The organism is Providencia sp. 2023EL-00965, from assembly GCF_033550225.1.
In the GTDB taxonomy this organism is placed as follows: domain Bacteria; phylum Pseudomonadota; class Gammaproteobacteria; order Enterobacterales; family Enterobacteriaceae; genus Providencia; species Providencia manganoxydans.
The window spans coordinates 106,905-129,417 of sequence record NZ_JAWUEH010000002.1 but is presented as its reverse complement, the minus strand read 5'-3'; the positions used below and the strand labels follow the sequence as shown (position 1 = coordinate 129,417).

Genomic DNA, 22,513 nt, shown 5'->3' with positions numbered 1-22,513 from the left:
GGTTGGATATCAGTAGGCAACGGTTTCTAACCATTTATTTATTGTTAGCGACACGGTAAATACGCTGCGGCCGCCCTACTTTACCGTATTCTATTTCCGCTTCAATTTTATGTTGTGCTAAGCAATATTCTAAGTAGCGACGAGCCGTTGTGCGACTTAGTTTAATTGTATCTGCAATCGTCTCCGCGGTATATTCCGCGTTAGGTTGTGCGAATAGCGAGAGTACTTTTTCCAAAGTCAAAGCATCAATACCGGTTGGCAACTCTTCTTTGGTTTCGCCTCGCGCATAGGTATTGAACATATCATCAATTTGGCTCTGACTGGTTTTGTTATTTGTTTGCAGCACGGATTTACGTTGAATATAGCGATCTAATGTTTGCCCCAAACGTTCATAGGCGATTGGCTTAACCAAATAATCAAATACACCTAAGCGAATGGCTTCAGATACCGTGTCCATATCGCTGGCGGCTGTTGTAAATACAATATCAGCATTGTTTCTTTCTTGAATCAACTCATGTACCAAATCAATTCCTTTACCATCAGGTAAATAGTTATCAAGTAAGATCAGATCAGGCTTCATATATTCAATCATTTTTCTTGCTTGAGCGAGATCACCCGCCACCCAAACCTTATCGCAAGCAGGATAGGATTTAATATACTCACCGTGCATTTCTGCCAGTAGGAGTTCATCTTCCACAATGAGGATTTTTATCTTAATCATTTTGTATCTTCACTTTCGGAATAAAAATTGAGAATAGAGTACCATGTGGTTGATTATCTTCAATAATAATCACACCATTGCACCGTTTTACATACGAGGCAACAAGATATAGGCCGATCCCGTGTCCATCGACAGATTCTGTTTTCGTCGTCATCCCCCTTTCAAGCCATTTTTCTTTCATGTCAGAAGGGAAACCACACCCCTGATCCGCGATTTCAATCACAAACTCGGCACTCTCATCTGAAAGATACAGCTCTATTTGCTTATTACCGCGATTATTTTTCAGAGTAGCTTCAAACGCATTATCGAGAAGATTTCCCAAAATGGCACAAAATTCCGTACTCGTCAGCTGCTGTGGTAATGAATTCAATTGGCAGCCTGGTGTAAACTCCAATTGTAAACCTAACTCCCTCGCCCGATGATATTTACCAAACAGCAATCCTGCCACTTGTTTATCAAAAAATTGCTTACGCAGTGCATCAATTAATTGCTGTTGTGATTCTGATTCACCTTTGATCATCGCCAATGCTTGGTCATACTCTTTCATTTGTAAAAGACCACTTAGCGTTGACATCCAATTAAGGTGCTCATGGCGTAGTGAGCGCAAATTTTCAACATATTGGCGTACTTGTGTCAATTGTGCATTTAAAGACTCGATATCATTTTGGCTACGGAAGCTGATAACCGCCCCCATTAAATGGTTATCATCCTGTAAGGCAATACGGTTAGCAATTACATTTAACCCATTAAATACACAAATCACATCATGCTGTGTCACCGCAATATCATGAACAAAAAAGGTTGCTGGGGTAATTAATTCACTGACGGAACGACCAATTAAATGATTAGGGGGTTCACTCAATGCCAACATTTGGCGGGCGTTATGGTTGATATTAATGATGCGCCCAGTACAGTCAACCGCAATCACCCCTTCAAAAACCGCTTCAAAGATCCCCTTTTGTACGACGACCATTTGCGTAATTTGCTCTGGCTCTAAACCTAACATTTGCCGTTGGATCAAACGGGAAAATGCCCATGACAAAAAAAGTAAAATAACCAGCACACCAAAAAACGTTGCCCCTGTTTGGACAAACAGCTCGCTACGTGAGGTTTCAATGTTCTTGGTTAAATAGCCAATAGAAACCACACCAATGACAGTACCTTGTTCATCAAAGATAGGGGTTTTTGCGCGAACGGCATTACCGATAGAGCCTTCTCCACCAATAAAATAGCTTTCGCCACGCTCTAATGCCCCCGGCTTATTCCATTGCATCTTAAACCCAACTTTATCTTGATTGGGATGGTACAAACGCATTGAGTTTTCATCACCAATCACCACATAGTCGTAATCCGAATCTTGATTAAGTTTATCTGCAATCACTTTTAGCTTTTGAATATCACGAGTTTTAACTGACTGGACGATACTCTCTATTGATGCAATAAGCTTTGCTTGGCTCATGGCCAGTGAACGAATATTCGCCATTAAACGGTTTTCAGCTGTATCGGTGAAATACTTACCCAGGCCCAAAGTCAAAACGATAGAAACCAACAATAAAAGAAGAAAGACTCGAGCAGAAAAGGATATTGATTTGTGTTTTCGAAGCGGAAAATGCAAATATTCTTTTTTCATCAGATACCCTATTACCTACTGAAAAGTAAAAATTTTGTTACATGATAAAACACAGAATACACTGACCATACAGCCAATTGCATCACTAATAAAGTATTTATTAATGATTAAATACATTAAAACCAAACAATAAACAACTTATTTAATAATTAAAAACATTAAAACCATTAAACAACTACAAACTCCTATTAGAAACATGAAATAGGTCAAAAATATTAATTAGATAATCTTTAATATTAATATTGAAAAAGATAATTAAATAAAAAACTAATGATTCATTTATTAAATTAATACTGAATTTTTTATTTAATTAACTTTAACATTAGTAACAACTTAAAAACATCTCTATATGAGATGCAGGATACTAATATGTTCGAAAACATCACGTTTAACCATGTGAAACGTCATGAGAACAGGAAACTAGCTGAAATAGCTCAGTTTTTAAAAGAAAACGATTTAGATATTGATTCTAGTATTGACGTTTTTATTACTATTACTCGCAATGATAAATTAATTGCTTGTGGTGGTCTGGCTAAAAATGTCATTAAGTGTGTTGCTATTAGTGATAATGTTCGAGGTGAAGGTTTAGCCTTAAAACTCGCTACTGAGTTGGTCAATCTTGCTTACGAAAATAATACAACTCACTTATTTATTTATACTAAAACACAAAATGAAAGTTTATTTCAGCAATGTGGTTTTCACACACTCGCCACTGTACCCAATATCATGGTACTGATGGAAAATAGCTGTTGTTATTTAAAACGTTATATTAATAGCCTGAAAAAACAACGTCAAGAAGGTAAAAAAATTGGGGCAATCGTTATGAACGCCAACCCATTTACCCTTGGTCACCGTTATTTAATTGAAAAAGCAGCGAAAGAATGTGACTGGTTACATTTGTTTGTGGTTAAGGAAGACACCTCACGTTTCCCTTATAGCGTTCGATTGGAATTAATTGAGGCTGGAACTCAAGGGATTGAGAATTTAACCATACACAAAGGCTCCGAATATATTATCTCTCGGGCTACCTTCCCGTGCTATTTCATCAAAGATAAAGCCGTTGTCGATAATTGTTATACCGAGATCGACATAAAAATTTTCCGCCAATATATCGCTCCTGCTCTTGGTATCACCCACCGCTTTGTCGGTACAGAGCCATTTTGCAAAGTCACCAATCAATATAACGAAGATATGCGTTTTTGGCTGGAAACTCGCTCAGTTAGCTATCCACCGATTGAGCTCGTTGAATTTCCGCGAATGGTCTATGACGGTACGGCTGTTTCAGCCTCACAAGTTCGCAGATTACTCGCTAAAAAAGATCTGGCGGCGATCAAGCCGATTGTCCCCGAAGCAACCTATCTCTATTTAGAAAATATGTTAGCTTCCCGCCCTTCATCGGCTTCTCACCGCGTCGAAAATTCTGAATTAGTTACAGGTGAACTATGAAAATACTCCACGCAGCCGTTGCTGGCACACTTGAATCAAGTGATGTCATGGTACGAATAGAACCTTTAGAAGATACCGAAGAGGTGTCGATCCAAATTAGCAGTAGTGTTGAAAAACAATTTGGTGATGCCATTGAGCACGTCGTGCTTGAGTTAGTCGAACAACACGATATTCAAGGCGCTCAAATTATTGTTGATGATAAGGGCGCTTTAGAGTGCGTACTTAGAGCTCGACTTGAAGCATTGCTAGCCAGAGCCTGTGATATCACAGCATTGCCTTGGGAGGACAAATAATGACGCCAGAAAGAAAAACACGCACGCGCAGAAGTATGCTGTTTGTTCCCGGCTCTAATGCGGCAATGCTCAGTAACTCGTTTATTTATAAAGCCGATGCACTAATGTTTGACCTCGAAGATTCAGTTACTTTACGCGAAAAAGATACTGCTCGTCGCTTAGTTTATCATGCGCTACAGCACCCTTTATACCGTGATATTGAAACTGTCGTACGCGTGAATGCGCTTGACTCAGCGTTCGGTGTTGCCGACCTCGAAGCTGTCGTGCGCGGTGGTGCTGATATTGTTCGTTTACCTAAAACCGATACAGCGCAAGATGTTATCGATATCGAAAATGAAATTTTACGTATTGAAAAAAGCTGTGGCCGCGAACAAGGTAGCACGGGTTTACTGGCAGCCATAGAATCACCAATGGGTATTACACAAGCGGTGAATATCGCTCACTCATCACAACGACTTATTGGCATCGCTTTAGGTGCCGAGGACTATGTCCGCAATTTGCGCACCGAGCGGTCCCCAGACGGCGTAGAACTCCTCTATGCTCGGTGCGCCATTTTACAAGCTGCACGTTCTGCTGGTATTCAAGCCTTTGATACTGTCTATTCAGATGCAAATAATGAGGAAGGATTCTTAAAAGAAGCCGCCCATATTAAACAGCTTGGTTTTGATGGCAAATCTTTAATCAACCCTCGCCAAATCGAACTGCTTCATAACCTCTACGCCCCTACCCAAAAAGAAGTGGATCACGCACAACGCGTCGTTGATGCGGCAGATGCTGCTGCGCAAGAAGGCCGTGGTGTCGTCTCACTCAATGGGAAAATGGTGGATGGTCCAGTGATTGATAGGGCACGGCTCGTGCTGTCACGCGCTGCATTATCAGGTATTCGGGAAGAGTGAGGCATTGAAAATGACAAATACAACACAGCGTCAGGCTCGCGTATCAGCCTACCTAGATCCAATGACTGAGCAACCACTGCGTCAATTTAAAGATATTGGGAAAGTTCAGCAGCAAGTGCAAAAACCACGTAATCGCAAACTGTGTGAAGATCTGCAAGTTGCCATCCGCCGTTCAGGTCTAAAAGATGGCATGACAATTTCTTTCCATCACGCGTTTCGTGGCGGTGATTTAACCATTAATTTAGTCATGCAAGTGATTGCAGAAATGGGTTTTAGGAACCTTACCTTAGCCTCTAGTTCGCTCAGTGCTTGCCATTCACCACTCGTTGAACATATTCGTCATGGGGTAGTTTGTAAAATTTATACTTCCGGTCTTCGTGGGCCCTTGGCTGAAGCAATATCTCGTGGTGAATTAGCCGAACCAGTACAAATTCACTCACATGGCGGACGAGCTAATCTGATTCATAGCGGTGAACTGAAGATCGATGTCGCTTTCATTGGCGTGCCATCTTGTGATGAATATGGCAACGCGAATGGCTATACCGGCGAAGCCTGCTGTGGCTCGTTAGGTTATGCAAAAATTGATGCCGAAACAGCGCAAAAAGTGGTGATGTTGACCGAAGAGTTACTGCCTTATCCACATAATCCAGCCAGTATCAAACAAGATGAAGTGGATTATATTGTTAAAGTTCAACGTGTAGGCGATGCCGATAAAATTGGGGCGGATGCAACACGGATGACCTCTAACCCTAGAGAACTATTAATTGCCCGAACTGCCGCAGATGTGATTGAAAAATCAGGTTACTTCAAAGAAGGTTTTTCATTGCAAACAGGTACAGGTGGCGCTTCATTGGCAGTAACCCGCTTTTTAGAAGACAAAATGCGTCGTCACAATATTTGTGCAGGGTTTGCCCTCGGTGGCATCACCTCGACGATTGTTGATTTACATGAAAAAGGCTTTATTCGCAAACTGATTGATGTACAGAGTTTTGACCGTGCCGCCGCGATGTCATTAGCTCGCAATCCAAACCACATTGAAATTAGTGCCAATCAATACGCTTGTTTCGACTCAAAAGGTGCGTCTGTCGATATGCTTGATGTGGTGGTATTAAGTGCGCTGGAAATAGATACGCGCTTTAACGTTAACGTATTGACGGGTTCAGATGGCGTGATCCGTGGTGCCTCGGGTGGTCACAGCGATACTGCCGTCGCGTCAAAACTATCCATCATTGTTGCACCGTTAGTTCGTGGTCGCATTCCTACCTTAGTGGATGAAGTGATCACTTGTGTTACCCCCGGTTCTAGCGTTGATATTTTAGTGACCGATCATGGCATTGCCGTCAACCCTGCACGTCCAGAATTAAAACAACAATTGGAAACTCAGGGGATCAAAACGGTCTCTATTGATTGGTTACGTGAACGTGCGGAACTGTTAACAGGTAAACCTAATCCGGTTGAATTTACAGATAAAGTCGTTGCAGTTGTTCGCTATCGCGATGGCTCCGTCATTGATATCGTCCATCAGGTTAAGGAGTAACACGATGTTTTACCCACTGCCTGATACGATAGAGCAACCTGAAATTTCTTTACTTGAGCTGCTGAATAGCCGTGACAATCGTCAGACTCGACAACAGCAATGGATTGGTCTCCATCAAGTAACCCTGATTTCGTTTACTGTCGTTTTTCCTGGACCTGTCAAAGACAATCATCTTGTTAGGCAAGTCTTTAATCAGGGGTTAAATGCGCTTAAACAGGTTGCTCAATGCAGGCAGTGGGTACTTTTAGCACAACAATCTTTTGCATTTCCAACAGGCCCCGAATGCTTCGTTGCTGTTGATGCCGATGCAATCGCCGTTAAAACCGCCTTAATCGAAGCGGAAGAGTTATCGCCAGTTGGTCGTCTATGGGATTTTGATGTCTTTGATGCTAACGGGCAGCAATACTCGCGCAACACGCTCACTCTTTCACCACGGCGCTGTTTGATTTGTGATAAAGAAGCCAAAGTTTGTGCTCGTGAACGCATTCACCCACTGAATGAAATTATCAATAAAATCGAGGTGCTAGCCAATGCGTCTGTCGATAATTGAACATACATCACAACTGACACTAAATAACGTGCAGTATTACAGTCAACTGGCTTGGCAAGCTATGATGGCTGAGGTCAACTTAACCCCAAAACCAGGCTTAGTTGATAAATACAATACCGGCGCTCATAAAGATATGACATTAACCGATTTCCATTTGAGCGCAAATGCCATCGCACAGCACTTCCCTGCTTTCTTACATGCAGGCGCACAATACAAAGAATTACCACTTCATCAGTTGCTAAAAATGATACGCCCAATTGGGATCGCCTGTGAACAATCGATGTTCCAAGCAACCAAAGGCGTGAATACACATAAAGGCTCAATTTTTTCATTAGGGTTGATACTCACGGCTATCGGGCGTTTACTGGCGCTCAATAAACCGGTTTCTGCCCCTGCCATTAGTGTGATTGTTTCACACATGTGCCAAGGTATTACCGCTGAGTTAAAGCAGGTTAGTGTTCATCCAACCGCGGGGCAGAAGTTATATCAAATGTTTGGCTTAACGGGAGCCCGAGGTGAAGCAGAAAGTGGTTATCAATTAGTGATCAACCTTTCTCTTCCTTACTATTTAAAACAACTCATTGAAGGTAAACCTCAAGAACTCGCGTTATTACAAACATTACTGTTATTAATGGCAAACAATGATGATACCAATGTTGCCAATCGCGGTGGTTTGCAAGGTTTATCATGGCTAAAAAAACAAGCTCAAGATTTACTTAATCATGGAGGATTAACTAAATTAGCCGATTTAAGCAAAATTCAGCAATTTGATAAGGCATGTATTATTAATAATCTGAGCCCTGGAGGCAGCGCAGACTTATTAATTCTGACGTGGTTTTTAGCACGCTTACCTTATTCAACCGGAAACTTAATATCATCTATTAATAATAATTAAGTATTAACTCACACAGGAAATTTAATTATCCAAACATCTTTATTACGTTAACTAATTTATAACCTATTAAGAATAAAAATATTAACTAATTAAACATATTCAAGAAACAGTTATATAAAAAATACGTTAATTAACAAATTCACAATATTAAAGTTCATTCAATTTAATATTAATTAAATTTAGTATTAATTAAGGAAATGGCCTATGCAAAAAGATAAAATATGGAAGCTATTACTTCTAATAGCCATCCCCATAATCATCTCGCTTATACCCACACCAGAGGGATTGCCCCATATTGCTTGGTTGCTATTTGGTTTGTATTTATCAGCCATTATCGGGTTAGTTTTAAAACCCTATTCTGAGCCAGTAATATTACTTGCCACTATTGCCGCCAGTGCTGCCGTTATTGGTATCACGGGGACAAAAGATGTCAAAGTGGGTGAAGTGTTAAATGGTTATGCTTCAGGTACCACGTGGTTAGTTTTCGCTGCGTTTACACTCAGTGCTGCTTTTGTCATAACAGGACTAGGTAAACGACTCTCTTATATTTTGATTGGAAAACTCGGCGGCACAACATTAGGACTCGGTTATGTCACCGCAATTCTTGACCTGATCATCGCGCCTGCAACCCCTTCAAACACGGCTCGCGCTGGGGGAATTGTCTTTCCGATTATTAACAGTGTTGCTGTGGCGCTTGGCTCCGATCCTGAAAAAAGCCCACGCAAAGCAGGACATTATCTGTTAGTAAACGTGTACATGGTGACAAAAACCACCAGCTATATGTTCTTAACCGCGATGGCCCCCAATGCATTAGCCTTAGCTATGATGACCGACATTATGGGGATCCATTTAAGTTGGGGCGGGTGGGCACTAGCCGCCGCCGTTCCTGGCTTAATTATGTTGGTTTTAACACCGCTGATTATCTACAAACTTTATCCACCTGAATTAAAGAAAGTGAATAATAAAGAGATTGCGGCTAAAGGATTAGAAGATTTAGGCCCAATGACAGTAAGAGAGAAGTTACTGGCTATTATCTTTGTATTAGCTTTAGCAGGATGGATTTTTGCTGGGCAAATTGGTGTCACTGCCTCTACCGTTGCAATATGTGTTATGGCTTTAACATTAATTCTAGGCGTAGTAACTTGGGATGATGTGCTAAAAAATAAAGGTGGATGGAATACCTTGATTTGGTACGGCGGTATCATCGGTATGTCTGGCGTACTCACAAAAGCAGGTTTCTTTAAATGGTTAGCTGATGTCATGGGGCAACACCTCTCCTTTGGTGATCAAACCATGTTAGCTTTCTTCGTCATTATGTTTATTAGTGTGGCAATACGTTACTTATTTGCTTCCGGTGGCGCTTATGTCGCCGCAATGGTACCTGTTTTTGCAACTGTTGGTATGGTCGCTGGTGCACCACCAATGTTATTAGCACTGGGCTTACTATTTTCTAACGCATACGGCGGTAGCTTAACCCATTACGGAGGCGCGGCAGCTCCTATCGTTTTTGGGGCTGGCTACAACGATATACGTTCATGGTGGATCATAGGTGGTATTGTCGCATTCTTAAGTTTATTGGTTCATATGACGATTGGTTTAGGCTGGTGGGAAATATTAATCAGTTCAGGCTTAATTTAAAAAATAATTAAAACGAAATAAGGGATCCAATTAATGATTGGATTCCTTTCATTGCAAATTAATTAATGAGCAATATTTTAATAGGAAAGCATATGAAAAAAATACCTTGTATGTTGATGCGCGGTGGCACATCGAAAGGCGTATTTTTATTAGCAGATGACTTACCCCAAAATATTCAAGAGCGTGATGAATTAATCTTAGCTATTATGGGTTCAGGACACGCTTTACAAATCGATGGTATCGGTGGTGGTAGCCCACAAACCAGCAAAGTTGCCATTATTAGCCGCTCCCCTCACCCTGATGCCGATATTGATTACCTTTTTGCTCAAGTTTCTATCACTGATCGTATTGTCGATACCGCACCCAATTGCGGTAATATTTTATGTGCTGTCGGTTCTTATGCGATTGAAAAAGGTTTAATGCCCATTACTGGTGAAACAACTGTAGTACGCATTCGCAACATCAATACTGATACTTTTGTTAACTCCACAATACAAACACCAAATGGGCAAGTACGCTATGAGGGGGATACTACAATTGCGAGTGTTCCTGGCCATGCAGCACCTATTTCGCTTACCTTTCTAAATGCATGTGGTACAAAAACCGGCAAATTACTGCCAACAGGGCGTGCCATTGATATATTTGATGGGGTAGAGGTGAGCTGTATTGATATGGCAATGCCAGTTGTCTTGATTGATGCTCCGCAATTAAATAAAACCGGTTATGAAACCGCAGCTCAGCTTGAATCAGATAAAGAATTTATGCAGCGCTTGGAAAGTATTCGTTGCCAAGCAGGGCTCGCAATGGGATTGGGCGATGTCAGCCAAAAAGTGATCCCCAAACCGGTATTGGTTTCCCCTGCCATTCATGGTGGGACCGTGAATGTGCGCTATTTTATGCCACATAAATGCCACGGTGCATTGGCGGTGACGGGGGCCATTGCTATTGCAACTGGCACACTCATCAATAACTCAGTGGTCAAACGTTATCTCACTAAACATGTTGATATGCAGCATATTTCGATTGAGCACCTCAGTGGTAATTTTGATGTCTCATTGAGCCAGCAAGGTGAGTTCCCTTTAGGGTTACAAGCCTCGATTGTACGCACTGCTAGAAAACTATTTTCTGGAGATGTGTATGTGCCTTGATACCGCATATTGGCTTGCACAAATCCATGACGCCGACTAATTAGACGTCATGACGTTGTTGACGAAGCGGGATAAACGCGTTTTTTCCCGCTTCGTGTTATTAGAATTGAAACTCACCATTAATGAAGTAAGAAACTTGGTGTGCCTCATCTGGGGTTGGCAACTCTAATTTGTTTGCCATCCGTTCCATCACATTTTCAGGTACCGCGTATTTACGTTGGCGGTTCTGCTGTTGCCACTGTTTATACGGGACTTCCAAATAAATTAAATGTATTTTGGCTTGATAGCGAGCAAACAAGCTGATCATACTTTCTCTTAAAGAAGCGCTGAGCGATGTGGCATTCCAAATAAAATCCGTTTTTGCGCGTAATCGTACTTTAGCTTGCTCTTTTGCATACTGAGCGACCCAACCTTGAGCATTTCTATCTGCTGGGCTGATTTTATGCTCTCTGCGGATCTCATCAAGGCAAATCACCTCTCTATGTGGATAGTGCTGAGCAATAAAATGATCTTTCCCCATCCCCGGTAGGCCACATAGCATAATCACTTCGCTGCCAAACTCTTCAAATGGTTGATAGTCAGGTGAACCACGCTGTTGATGAAAATAATGAAAGCGACCTGCCATTGATGCAAACGCCTTTGGCTGTTCCCAACAACCTTGCTCACGACAAAACAGCTCAAACAGTTCAATACGTGATAGCAGTTCAGCCTGATCAGCGCAAATACGTCCTAATACATCCGCTTTTGCTAATAGGCAAAGCAACGGCATTGCCACACGTAATGAAGCAGCAAATAAAGCACGTTCAGGATCTGCCTTTTCCATAACCCATAATGGCAAACCGTGGTATCTGACTAATCCGGCTATCTGTTCACGGATAACAAAAGGAGTCTCCACCTCGCGAAATAGGATATGGCGAACCGATAGTTCACCTTTTTTCGCATGACCCGGTGAACGAATTCGCCCATCTTGTTCACGCGTTGTCGAACGCTTTTCCACATCATGTAATAACGCTGCCGCCCAAACAATATTTTGCTGCAATGCCGGTAGCTGCTGATATTCAGGTAAACTTTCTAAGGCATTTAACACCATTTGGGTATGTGTCGCCACATCACCTTCGGCATGGTGCTGTTGATCCTGTGGAACACCTCGCATATCACGCACAAAATCAAACCGTTCTTCTAACTGTGACCATTCACGTGTATCGCTGAGTTGCCAATTCATGACTGCCCTCCTTGGTACTCAAAAGCTAATTTTGCCCGCTGCCAATGGCGTTTCCAGTGAATATCCGTTTTAACATGATTTTTACGGACATATTTAAAAACATGACACTTAAAGTCATCAAGACTAAAACGTTGGCTATCACGCGTAACAATCCCTTCCATACTACAAGGTTGTTGGCTATGAGTATCATAGGCAATAAATTGACTATCTTGCTCTGCCGCCGTGATCAGCTGCTGAGTATAGACTTGTGAGCCGAGCTGCTTATCAATATTCAGCGATAATTCAGGTACTGTTGGGAAATCAAACAGTGAGGCATAAAATTTGACCTCCTCCCAACTTAACCAGTAATTACCCTGCCTGACCGCAAATACATAGAAATACTCTTCAATATGTTGGTATTCAATGGAATGTACGGCATAAAGATTTTCACCAAACAGCTCAATATCGCCTAAATCATTTTTAATGAGCTGCCAACGTTGACGGATCTGCTGACTCCATGCTGATTGAGTCGGTGCTGCATGAGAGCGTGCAAATACACCATGCCGATTCAAACAATTATTTTCACCATCGAGTTTTTCAGTATGTACCAGTTGTTCAATGTTCTGGATGTGCGACCACCAATCGCGATTAATACGATCATCACTGGTGGTGCCGGGGGAGAACGGATAGTGATACGTTCTACCATACTTTCTTGATTGCATATTCATCATGCTTTCTCTACAGAAATAGAAAAAATAACAAATCTTTTAGCCAGATTTGCCTCTGTGTTGTTTGAGAAATCAAGAGTAGGTATTACATATTTTTTCCGCGAAACGGCCTCATGCTAGGGAAAATGGATTACAACGAGAGATCTTAACTTAATTGTCAAGCCTGAAGCTATCACTTTAATCTGAATCTATACGCGTTACACTTTAAGTGGCCACGCATTATATTGAGATATAGTGGTCATGTTCACGCACTCAGCCACATGCTGAAGTAGGCTCCTAGCCTCTCATCGACTTGTCATCTCGCTGGATCTCACATTATTTAGAGCATATAAATGAAAAACCGCAGCGTTATCACTGCGGTCTCAACGAATTAAATAAAGGAGATTAAATTAATATAGGCCAAGTAATGCACCAATACCTAATGTAAAGAAGCTAAATAACCAAATCCATCCAAACGAATAACGTAAATGGCGTCCCATGTCGATCCCAGCCAGCCCCATCGCTAACCATGCAGCAGGAGAGAATGGGCTGACAAAGGTTCCTGCGTTGTTACCAATCGCCATCGCATAAACCACTGCGGATGGGTCGACGCCAGCGGTTTCAGCTATTTGTTGAATAATAGGGAGTAAAGCGAAGTAGTATGCATCTGTACTGGTGAAAATATCCATTGGTACACCGAGGATCCCCACGAAAATATGAATTTTCGACACCCACTCGGTTGGTAAGATAGCGGTTAAATCTTCAGCGATTGATTTTAACATGCCACCATCAGATAAAATTCCAAGGAAAGCCCCAGCGGCCAATATAATCGCGACCATGCCCAGCGCTTGTGGCGCATGTTGAGACAGGACTTTCATTTGGTCTTTTGGATTCGGGAAGTTCACCAATAAGGCTATCGACAACGCAATCATAAATACATAAGGCGCTGATAATAAACCAAAGGCCAAACAAATAATTGAGGCAATAATCAATCCACCATTAATCCATGGTTTTTGCGGTTTATTAATTTGTTGCTCCACATCTGAGAATTGCTCATTTGCAGGTAACAATGAGTCCGCTAAATAAGGTGTTGTGCCCTTTTGTGCCGCGGCTGCAATACGACGTTTTTCACGTACCCCCATTAATGCGGCGAAAATAGCGGCTCCAACCATACCAATAATCTGTACAGGGATCAGACCTTGCCATAAAGTTGATGCGTCAATGCCTGTTACTGCTGATGCACGACCGAGTGGTCCTCCCCATGGAACCATGTTCATGATCCCCATACTGGTACACATGAGTAGCAACATCAAATATGGGCTCATGCCTAATTGACGATAAAGTGGCAGTAATGCAGGAATAATAATTAAAAAGGTAGCAGCACCAGAACCATCTAAGTGTACAACACCCGCAATTAACGTAGTCATCACACACACGATGATCACATTGCCACGAGTCATTTTGACCATCAAACGAATAATCGGGTCAAAAATATGTAAGTCTTTCATTAAGCTAAAAAATAGAATGGCAAACAAAAACATCGCTGCCACTTTGGAGACTTTATTGATACCACTTTCGAAAAAAGTAGAAATTTCAGGTATTGAGTAACCTGCGATTAGGGCACCAATAAAAGGAATACACGACATTGCAATGATTGGGCTAACTTTTCCCATCATCAGTAAGGTCACAATAGAAAGAATGATCAAGATACCAATAATCGTAAGCACATTGAGTTCCTTATTAGAATTATTTTTTCAGGTGAATAATGAAACGCTAAAAATATTTATCTGAATATTATTTATCTTTGATTAAATAGAATTCGTTTTTAGACCTTATATAAAGCGACCTAAATTTAGCAAGTACGAATATATTTTTTTGCGAGGAAAACACCCGCAAATCAGTAACTAAAATCGCTATTTAAAATAAAAACACAGGTTAAAACTCTTTTAACACCATTAAAACCATTAGCGCAAATTAAGACCAAAGCAATTTGTGTTTTATTTACTTAATCACTAACTTAGCGATTATATGGGAATATTTATTTGCAATTATTAAGCGATTTTATCTTTTCTACTTTTTTTTGATATTTCATCCCTTAAATTAATTTATAGCGGCAGAAATTTATACTTTTTTGCTTAGCACTCAAATTTTTACTTCCCTGCTTGCATTCTGTTGTGGCTCCACGGTAAAAAATTTAATAGCAAAATCACATCTATCGCACAGCATCATGATGTATTTATTTGTATTCTTTTAAGATCTGTTTGATTAAGGTTATTAATTAAGGAATACAATAATGAGCTTCCTATTTTCACCTTCCTCTTTGGGGCAAATCTCTTTAAACAATAGGATTATTGTTCCACCAATGTGCCAATACTCAGCTATTGATGGCATGCCAACTGCGTGGCATAACGCACATTATATGAATTTAGCGCTTTCAGGTGCGGCTCTAGTTATTGTTGAAGCGAGTGCGATAACACCTGTCGGACGGATCACCTACCAAGATTTAGGTATCTGGAATGATGAACAAGCTAATGCGCTGAAAAAAATGCTAAACGACATTAGGCAATTTGCCGATGCACGTCTTGGTATTCAAATTGCTCATGCAGGTAGAAAGGCATCCACTGATTTACCTTGGGTCGGTGGCAAAAGTTTATCCAGTACAGAGCCACATGGCTGGCAAACTGTATCAGCCTCAAATATAGCGTTTGGGCAATCTTATCCACCTTGCGAATTAAGCCAATCGCAAATCGCGGAAACGGTACAACAATTTATTGATGCCGCTAAGCGCGCGGAATATGCAGGATTTGATGTCATTGAAATTCACGCTGCACACGGTTATTTATTGCATCAATTTCTCTCACCTTTATCCAATCAACGACAAGATGAATATGGCGGTAGTTTTGAAAATCGCAGCCGATTGCTGATCGAAGTGTTCCGTGCAGTTCGCCAAGCAGTTACCCCTGAAATCGCGGTGGGTATTCGAATTTCAGCAACAGACTGGGTTGATGGCGGTTGGGATTTACCTGAAGCAATTGAATTAACTGAACAGCTTGAAGAGCTCGGTTGCGATTACATGCATGTGTCATCAGGTGGGTTGTCAGATAAACAGCAGATTCCAGTTGGTCCAAACTATCAAGTTCCCTTTGCACAAGCAATCAATGAACATACCATGATGCCCGTTATTGCCGTGGGTTTGATCACTGAGCCAGCTCAAGCAGAGGCGATTATTGCAACGGGGCAAGCAGATTTTATCGCGATAGGTAGAGGGATGCTGTATGACCCGCGCTGGCCATGGCATGCTGCGGCACAATTATCTGAAAACATTCGCGTCGCACCACAATATTTACGCAGTGCACCACATCAATTTAAATCATTATACTCAAAATAATTCATAATTTGAGATATTCTAAACAACAATTGAATAAAATATGGGCGAAATTATCAGTATTCAATGAAAAATATTGTAACTGAAAAGATGGCAAATATATTTAAATAAATAAAAAACCACAACACATTATTTGGACTGATGTTGTGGTTTTCATTGCGGTTAAATTAACGGTCGTTCTTAGTACATTGATTGACGAATTCAATCATTGATTTCTGAAAATCAGGTTCTGCTGTTGCAGATTTGGCTAATTCACCTTCAATACGTTTAAATTCTTTTAAACCGTATTTTTCTATTGTTTTATCGTATGCGCAACCACAAATTGCACTAATTGCATCCGCAGTTTCACCCGCTGGGCTACCTGATGCCTTAACACAGTCGCTTACAAAACTTGCTTTATACTCAGCAATTTCAGCTTTATCATCTGAACATGCCGCCAATAACGTCATCACACCAGCCATACCCAAAACTAAAGCGATCTTTTTCATTCTAAGCCTATTATCTATTTGGATTGTATTGATATTAATCTTATTTAGATTAATCCCCCACACCGTTCTTATGTAAATAATCATAGCTGCTTTAATATAAAAAATCTCTATTATAAGTAACGTTTTAATAAAAATCTTAATTGGATAAGGCGCGGAAAGAGCGCCAGCGATAATAAAATAATGCGCTTAAAATAAGCACACAGCCGATAATTTGGATCGCAGGCATCCTTTCGTGATACCAAAAAGCTGCAACAAACACCGTCATCACTGGCTCTAAAATCATAATAATGGCTGCGTTGGCTGCTGTTGTATTTTTTTGCCCCACTAATTGCAATATAAAACGCAAACTGGTAGCAATGATAGCGCTAGCGGCAAACCACGCTAATGTCGATGCTGAAATCGTTGTTGGCCATTGTTCCAATAATAAGGATAACACCAAGCCAATAACGCCTGTGCAAGCCAATTGAATCGCTGTTAATGGCAATACTGGCAAGCTACGTGCATATAGGCTGGTATAACAAAAATAGATAGCCTGAACGATTGCCGCGGCTAAAAACCACAGTTGGCTGCTTTTAAACTGGATTTGTCCTTTAAATAACGTCAAACAAGCGAGTCCGAGTACCGCGATAGGCAGAGCTTGCCAAAAATAGCGTGAGGGACGAATTTTTAAAATAATCCATCCAACTAAAGGGACAAATAACATTGCCAAGCTCATGATAAATGCTCCCTCGCCAATAGAATCTGTCGTCGCAACAGCGTATATCCATAGTGCGAGGTTTAGCGCCATCCAGCCACCGGTCATTAAAGCGCTGGGGAGTTGTCGTAAGCGAAATTGATTACGCTTTCCACTACAGAATGGCAATAAGATGATTGCAGCCAATAAGAAACGACTGCCGAGAAAAGCAAATATGGGCATTCCCTGCACTGCCTCTCGTGAAAAAACCCATCCCCACGCGGCAATAAATGTGGTTAAGACTAAAAATAATTCAGCTTTTCTTTGGGAATGCATTGGCATTGATACCAGTTAATACGATGTGTTAGCGATAATCATACTAACTATCGGCTAAATGCCAATGGATATTTTATCGTCGCTCGCGAATTCGCTCTCTAAATATGACGTTCACAGCTCACATTCTTCCTCTTAAATACGACTGACACAGCCTATTGTCTGTTTGACTAAAATATTTTCATTTTTCGACTCATTAAATGAGGAAATCTTGTAACAGATTGGTCAATTTTTCTCATTCTGCCGAGTGAGATAATAGCTATATAGTAAAACACATAAATCAAGGTGGACATGATGAACTGTACACACAAAGATTCGCTCAGCCAGTCTGAATTAATTAAAAATACCAAAAATGCCATCCGTGCGCGTAAATATGCTCATCCAGACGAAATCAATTTATTATGGAAGAATTCATCAAAAGCGAGTTGGCTGCAAATAATGCTGATTGCTTGTGTTGGCAGTTTTCTATTGATGCTGTTAGTAAGCTAGGCGATTTAAAATATAAAACCCAGATGGCTATTGCTATCTGGGTTTTATGGGCTAATTAATCACCAATAACCGAGGAATTTCCACCAAATACTTCCTAAACCTATCCAAATAATTAGGTTAACAACGCTCATCACAAATCCCGCTTTCCACCATTCCCCTAAAGTCGCATAACCAGACCCAAAGATAATCGGTGCCGTACCTGTTCCGTAATGCGTTAATGACATCATCAGTGATGATGAGAATGCTAATGTTAAACCTAACAACATAGGTGGCGCACCTAACGCCAAGCCTGCTGCAAAAAATGCCCCAAACATAGCGGTAATATGTGCGGTGGTACTAGCGAAGAAATAATGTGAGTAGACATAAATTAGCACTAAAATAAGTGCTCCCCAAACCCAGCTAAGCCCCATATTATCAATCGAAGTGCCCACTGAGAGCGACATCCATTTAATTAAGCCGAGTTTGCCTAAAAAACTTGCCATCATCACTAACGCAGCAAACCATACAACCGTATCCCACGCACCTTTATTTTTTAGCACATCATCCCAATTAATCACCCCTGTGGCCAATAAGATCCCAAGACCAATAAATGCCGCAGTCGTCGCGTTAATAGTATAACTAGAGCCAAATAGCATCGCAGGTACTCCTGCCCACATTAATAGCAATAACAGGAAGACGCCTAACGTGATCACTTCAGGTAATGAAATTGGCCCTAACTGCTGTAAACGTTCTCTGGCGAAATTTGGCGCATCTGGCGTTGAAGTTATTTCAGGCTTATACATGAAATAAATCACCAGCGGCATCAATATCAGTGAAACCAGAGCCGGAGCAAAAGCCGCAATCGCCCACATCGACCAAGTCAATTCATGTGTGCCCCCCGCTTCACTGACGATCAGACTCACAATAAGCGGGTTTGGTGCTGTTGCAGTAATGAACATCGCAGAAGTAATTGGGTTAATATTATAGTTAACCAAAGAAAGATAACGGCCTATTTTTCCTGCGGTGCCATCATCGGCTTTAGAGCCAAAACTATCGGCAATTGAACGCATTATAGGGTGAATGATCCCCCCACCACGTGCAGTATTGCTCGGGGTAACAGGAGCAAGTACCGTTTCTGCAATGGCTAATGAATAAGCGATCCCGAGTGTTTTTTTACCAAATAAAGATATCACATAATAACCAATTCGCGCCCCTAAACCGGTCTTATTTAAACTCATTGAGACCATGATAGAAATACCAATCAGCCAAATAAGATCATTTGAAAAACCACTTAATGCATCTGCAATTGCCGCTTTCGTCGAATTAGGGTTAGTCACCCCCGTCACGGCGACTAATGCAATAGCAATGATAGAAACACCTCCAATAGGAAGCGCCTTACCAATAATCGCCGCAATAGTTCCAACAAAGAGCGCCAATAAATGCCAAGCATCAGGGTTAACACCTTCGGGAACAGGGATCACGAACCAAATAATGAGGGTAATAGCAACAGCAATCAATGTAGGTATCGGTTTTAACGGGGTCAGTTTATTCATGTCAGGCATCCATACACGTTTTAAGATGGAAACAAAAAACTGTACTCTAAATAATTCGCAGTTCAGCTAGGCAGGAAATAAACCATGAACAACATACCTTAATGTAAAACGCTGTAGCTGGAAGAATAACGAGTACTAATAATATATTTTTATCTTTACAGTTATGTTAGCTAAATATCGTTGAAAGACTTTGATCGTTATCATTGAGTTATACATCTTTACATATAAAAAACGACTTTAATTTAGTAACAAAAGGTAATTAATCAATTCAACAAACATTCTTAAAAATTTAACTAACAGGTATCATTTCATTTACCTTGTTATTATTAAAATAATAAGCACATCAATTTATAATCAAAAAAACACCACTTCACTCGGTGAATGGGTAAATAAGTGAAAAATCTAATTTATTTTCCAGAACCATCACTTTTTGGCGTATGCAATATACAAAAAAATATAGGTAATTTATATTACAACTCGTAAAAATGAAGGCTGAATCGAATTATTCGTTTTCTATCTTATTACTCACTACAAGCGACTAAATTACGAGCTTAGCTCTTCACGAATAATAATGTACAAATAATAAACTCACCTTCGCTTAATCATTAACGGCAATCACCTTAAAATTCTTTCTAAACGTCAGGTATCAAACTATTTTCCCCTGCATTACAATTAGCAATTGATTAATCTTCATACACAGTATGGCTATTTAATCTACCCTTAACCATGGATGCACACTAAATAAAGCAATTATTCTGAGGGAATTTAAATGACTAAAAATGATGTCAGCTACAAAAATGAACTACAACCTTGTATTATTTTATGCACGACAAACAGCCAAAGTAATGCGATAAAAATTGCTCAATTGTTATTAGATAAACACTTAGCAGCCTGCGTGTCACTGCTTCCTGAGCTAACGTCACTTTATCGGTGGGAGGATGGGATAGCCCAAGACAAAGAAATTATGTTATTCATCAAATCTACCTACAAAAACCAATCTAAATTATTTGCGACAATCAAAGAAATTCACCCTTATGAAACACCTGAACTGATTTGTCTGGATTTAGATCAAGTAGATGGCAGCTATTTAGAATGGTTAATAAAATCGGTTAAGTGAACCTAGATAGTGAGCAAGCTCCCAATATTTTATCTTACCTAAGCACCAGTGTACTGGTCTGCTCTGGTAGGTAAAAAATAAATGTTATACAGATGTTCTCGTTTTCGATTTATTTGCCCTCTTTTATAGAGGGCTTTTTTCGTAAACTCATCAGATTTGGCGTGTTTCGGCTTCACCAGCAACATAATAATCCACTTGGCTTGTGGGAAGAGGCGCCCGTCCACGGATTTTATCCGCTATTTTTTCTGCGATCATAATAGTTGTCGCATTCAAATTACCTGTAATAATCAACGGCATAATCGATGCATCAATTACCCTTAAATTTTCAAGGCCATGCACTTTACCTGCACCATCAACAACCGCCATCTCATCATTTCCCATTTTACACGTCCCACAAGGGTGAAATGCGGTTTCTGCGCGCTCACGCACAAAAGCATCCAATTCCTCATCCGTTTGAACGTGCTTACCTGGACTAATTTCTTCACCTCGATAAGGCGCTAATGCAGGCTGAGACATAATTTCACGCGTGATACGAATTGCTGCGCGAAACTCCTCCCAATCCTGTTCACATGACATGTAATTAAATAAGATACTTGGATGTTGATAAGGATCCGTTGATTTTAACCTTACACGTCCACGACTAGGGGAGCGCATGGAGCCAACATGAGCTTGAAAACCATGTACGTTAACGGCATTACTGCCATTGTAGTTGATTGCGACTGGCAAGAAATGGAATTGAATATTTGGCCAAGCAAACTTTTTGCTCGTACGAATAAAACCGCCAGCTTCAAACTGATTACTCGCCCCTATACCAGTACCTTTAAATAACCATTCTGCCCCAATACCGGGTTGGTTATACCATTTTAATGCAGGGTATAGCGATACGGGTTGCGTACATTCATATTGCAAATACATCTCCAAGTGATCCTGTAAATTTTCGCCAACACCAGGAAGCGAATGTACGATAGGGATATTGAACTGTTTTAGAACCTCTTCAGGCCCCACACCAGAACGCTGTAATATCTGTGGTGAAGCAATCGCACCAGCGCATAATAACACCTCTTTACGCGCCTTAACTTGAACCGCGTTTTTACTGTTTCCTTGATAAAAACGCACCCCCGTCGCTTTTTTCGACTCAAACTCAATCAAATCAGTGGTCGCATGGGTGATAATAGTTAAGTTTTTACGTGCCTTAGCCTGATCAAGATAGCCTCTCGCAGTACTAGAACGACGGCCTTTCGGGGTAACCGTTCTATCCATCGGGCCGAAACCCTCTTGTTGGTAACCATTAAGATCATCGGTTCTCGGATAACCCGCTTGTACACCAGCCTCAACCATCGCATGAAATAACACATTGTTACCTTGCTTTGGCGTCGTCACACTGACGGGGCCATCACCGCCATGATAGCTATTTTCACCGATATCTCGCGTTTCCGCTTTACGGAAATACGGTAAGCAATTGAGATAGTTCCAATCCTCTAACCCAGGCGCCTTAGCCCATTCATCGAAATCTAATGCATTACCACGGATATAACACATACCGTTGATTAACGAAGAGCCGCCTAACCCCTTGCCTCGGCCGCATTCCATACGGCGGTTATTCATGTGAGGTTCAGGCTCTGTTTCATAAGCCCAGTTATAACGGCGACCCTGTAACGGATATGCTAATGCCGCTGGCATTTGAGTGCGAAAATCGAACCTATAGTCCGGTCCTCCAGCTTCAAGGAGCAGCACAGTAACATCAGGATCTTCTGTCAGGCGAGTAGCAAGAACGTTACCGGCTGAACCAGCACCGATAATAATGTAATCATAGACCATTGTTATCTCCTCTGTT

At 41.0% G+C, this 22,513-nt stretch carries 20 protein-coding genes; 11 read left to right on the top strand and 9 right to left on the bottom strand.

Translation table 11 applies throughout. The features are described from left to right. Nucleotides 1-34: 34 nt before the first annotated feature. Both dpiA and dpiB read right to left on the bottom strand, forming a co-directional pair. Entirely contained in the window at nt 35-721 is a 687-nt protein-coding gene (gene dpiA / locus SC428_RS03385) for a two-component response regulator DpiA (protein ID WP_070926196.1), read from the bottom strand. Next, the gene (dpiB, locus tag SC428_RS03380) at nt 714-2,351 is read right to left on the bottom strand and encodes a sensor histidine kinase DpiB (protein WP_140182364.1); all 1,638 of its coding nucleotides are present in this window, start codon (nt 2,349-2,351) and stop codon (nt 714-716) included. The genes dpiA and dpiB overlap by 8 nt, the downstream gene beginning before the upstream one ends. 369 nt (nt 2,352-2,720) lie before the next feature. On the opposite strand from dpiB, the gene citC reads away from it, so the two are divergent. The 8 genes from citC to SC428_RS03340 all read left to right on the top strand — a co-directional run bounded on the left by citC (nt 2,721) and on the right by SC428_RS03340 (nt 10,754). Beyond that, nucleotides 2,721-3,797 (top strand): [citrate (pro-3S)-lyase] ligase, encoded by a 1,077-nt coding sequence (gene citC, locus SC428_RS03375; protein ID WP_070926194.1) that lies wholly within the window; start codon nt 2,721-2,723, stop codon nt 3,795-3,797. Beyond that, the gene (citD, locus tag SC428_RS03370) at nt 3,794-4,090 is read left to right on the top strand and encodes a citrate lyase acyl carrier protein (protein WP_070926192.1); all 297 of its coding nucleotides are present in this window, start codon (nt 3,794-3,796) and stop codon (nt 4,088-4,090) included. The genes citC and citD overlap by 4 nt, the downstream gene beginning before the upstream one ends. Then, nucleotides 4,090-4,986 carry a citrate (pro-3S)-lyase subunit beta gene (gene citE, locus SC428_RS03365; protein ID WP_070926190.1) on the top strand — a complete coding sequence of 299 codons (897 nt, stop codon included), beginning with the start codon at nt 4,090-4,092 and terminating at the stop codon, nt 4,984-4,986. The genes citD and citE overlap by 1 nt, the downstream gene beginning before the upstream one ends. 61 nt (nt 4,987-5,047) lie before the next feature. Then, on the top strand, nt 5,048-6,523 hold the full coding sequence (citF, locus tag SC428_RS03360) for a citrate lyase subunit alpha (RefSeq protein ID WP_412544574.1): 1,476 nt from the start codon (nt 5,048-5,050) through the stop codon (nt 6,521-6,523). A 4-nt stretch (nt 6,524-6,527) separates the two neighbouring features. Next, nucleotides 6,528-7,073 (top strand): citrate lyase holo-[acyl-carrier protein] synthase, encoded by a 546-nt coding sequence (citX, locus tag SC428_RS03355; RefSeq protein WP_070926186.1) that lies wholly within the window; start codon nt 6,528-6,530, stop codon nt 7,071-7,073. Next, nucleotides 7,054-7,968: a triphosphoribosyl-dephospho-CoA synthase CitG gene (gene citG, locus SC428_RS03350; protein ID WP_070926184.1), complete on the top strand. Its 915-nt coding sequence runs from the start codon at nt 7,054-7,056 to the stop codon at nt 7,966-7,968. The genes citX and citG overlap by 20 nt, the downstream gene beginning before the upstream one ends. A 204-nt stretch (nt 7,969-8,172) precedes the next feature. Further along, nucleotides 8,173-9,606, top strand: a complete 1,434-nt coding sequence (locus SC428_RS03345; protein WP_140182369.1) for an anion permease — start codon at nt 8,173-8,175, stop codon at nt 9,604-9,606. A 92-nt stretch (nt 9,607-9,698) separates the two neighbouring features. Next, a complete protein-coding gene (locus SC428_RS03340; protein ID WP_070926179.1) occupies nt 9,699-10,754 on the top strand; it encodes a 4-oxalomesaconate tautomerase in 1,056 nt (351 codons plus the stop codon). A 100-nt stretch (nt 10,755-10,854) separates the two neighbouring features. On the opposite strand, the gene SC428_RS03335 is transcribed toward SC428_RS03340, so the two are convergent. The 3 genes from SC428_RS03335 to SC428_RS03325 form a co-directional block, all read right to left on the bottom strand. Continuing rightward, nucleotides 10,855-11,976: an AAA family ATPase gene (locus SC428_RS03335; protein WP_070926177.1), complete on the bottom strand. Its 1,122-nt coding sequence runs from the start codon at nt 11,974-11,976 to the stop codon at nt 10,855-10,857. After that, entirely contained in the window at nt 11,973-12,683 is a 711-nt protein-coding gene (locus SC428_RS03330) for an RNA ligase family protein (protein WP_070926323.1), read from the bottom strand. The genes SC428_RS03335 and SC428_RS03330 overlap by 4 nt, the downstream gene beginning before the upstream one ends. A gap of 389 nt (nt 12,684-13,072) precedes the next feature. Further along, nucleotides 13,073-14,389: a CitMHS family transporter gene (locus SC428_RS03325; RefSeq protein WP_140182371.1), complete on the bottom strand. Its 1,317-nt coding sequence runs from the start codon at nt 14,387-14,389 to the stop codon at nt 13,073-13,075. Nucleotides 14,390-14,955: 566 nt separating this feature from the next. Here SC428_RS03325 and SC428_RS03320 point away from each other — a divergent pair. After that, complete coding sequence (locus tag SC428_RS03320; RefSeq protein WP_318705827.1) at nt 14,956-16,050, top strand: NADH:flavin oxidoreductase/NADH oxidase; 1,095 nt, start codon at nt 14,956-14,958, stop codon at nt 16,048-16,050. Between the two features lie 164 nt (nt 16,051-16,214). Here SC428_RS03320 and SC428_RS03315 read toward each other — a convergent pair whose 3' ends face one another. Continuing rightward, complete coding sequence (locus SC428_RS03315; protein ID WP_070926170.1) at nt 16,215-16,535, bottom strand: hypothetical protein; 321 nt, start codon at nt 16,533-16,535, stop codon at nt 16,215-16,217. 136 nt (nt 16,536-16,671) lie between these two features. Then, nucleotides 16,672-17,544, bottom strand: a complete 873-nt coding sequence (locus SC428_RS03310; RefSeq protein WP_318705826.1) for a DMT family transporter — start codon at nt 17,542-17,544, stop codon at nt 16,672-16,674. A 291-nt stretch (nt 17,545-17,835) separates the two neighbouring features. Between SC428_RS03310 and SC428_RS03305 the strand changes: the two genes are divergently transcribed. Beyond that, the gene (locus SC428_RS03305) at nt 17,836-18,030 is read left to right on the top strand and encodes a hypothetical protein (RefSeq protein ID WP_070926165.1); all 195 of its coding nucleotides are present in this window, start codon (nt 17,836-17,838) and stop codon (nt 18,028-18,030) included. A 59-nt stretch (nt 18,031-18,089) separates the two neighbouring features. On the opposite strand, the gene SC428_RS03300 is transcribed toward SC428_RS03305, so the two are convergent. Next, on the bottom strand, nt 18,090-19,562 hold the full coding sequence (locus SC428_RS03300) for a DASS family sodium-coupled anion symporter (protein WP_318705825.1): 1,473 nt from the start codon (nt 19,560-19,562) through the stop codon (nt 18,090-18,092). A gap of 769 nt (nt 19,563-20,331) precedes the next feature. On the opposite strand from SC428_RS03300, the gene cutA reads away from it, so the two are divergent. After that, nucleotides 20,332-20,679, top strand: coding sequence for a divalent-cation tolerance protein CutA (cutA, locus tag SC428_RS03295; protein WP_070926163.1), 348 nt, complete (start codon nt 20,332-20,334; stop codon nt 20,677-20,679). 150 nt (nt 20,680-20,829) lie between these two features. Here the strand turns inward: cutA and betA are convergent, their stop codons facing one another. After that, the gene (gene betA, locus SC428_RS03290) at nt 20,830-22,497 is read right to left on the bottom strand and encodes a choline dehydrogenase (protein WP_318705824.1); all 1,668 of its coding nucleotides are present in this window, start codon (nt 22,495-22,497) and stop codon (nt 20,830-20,832) included. Between the last annotated feature and the right edge of the window lie 16 nt (nt 22,498-22,513).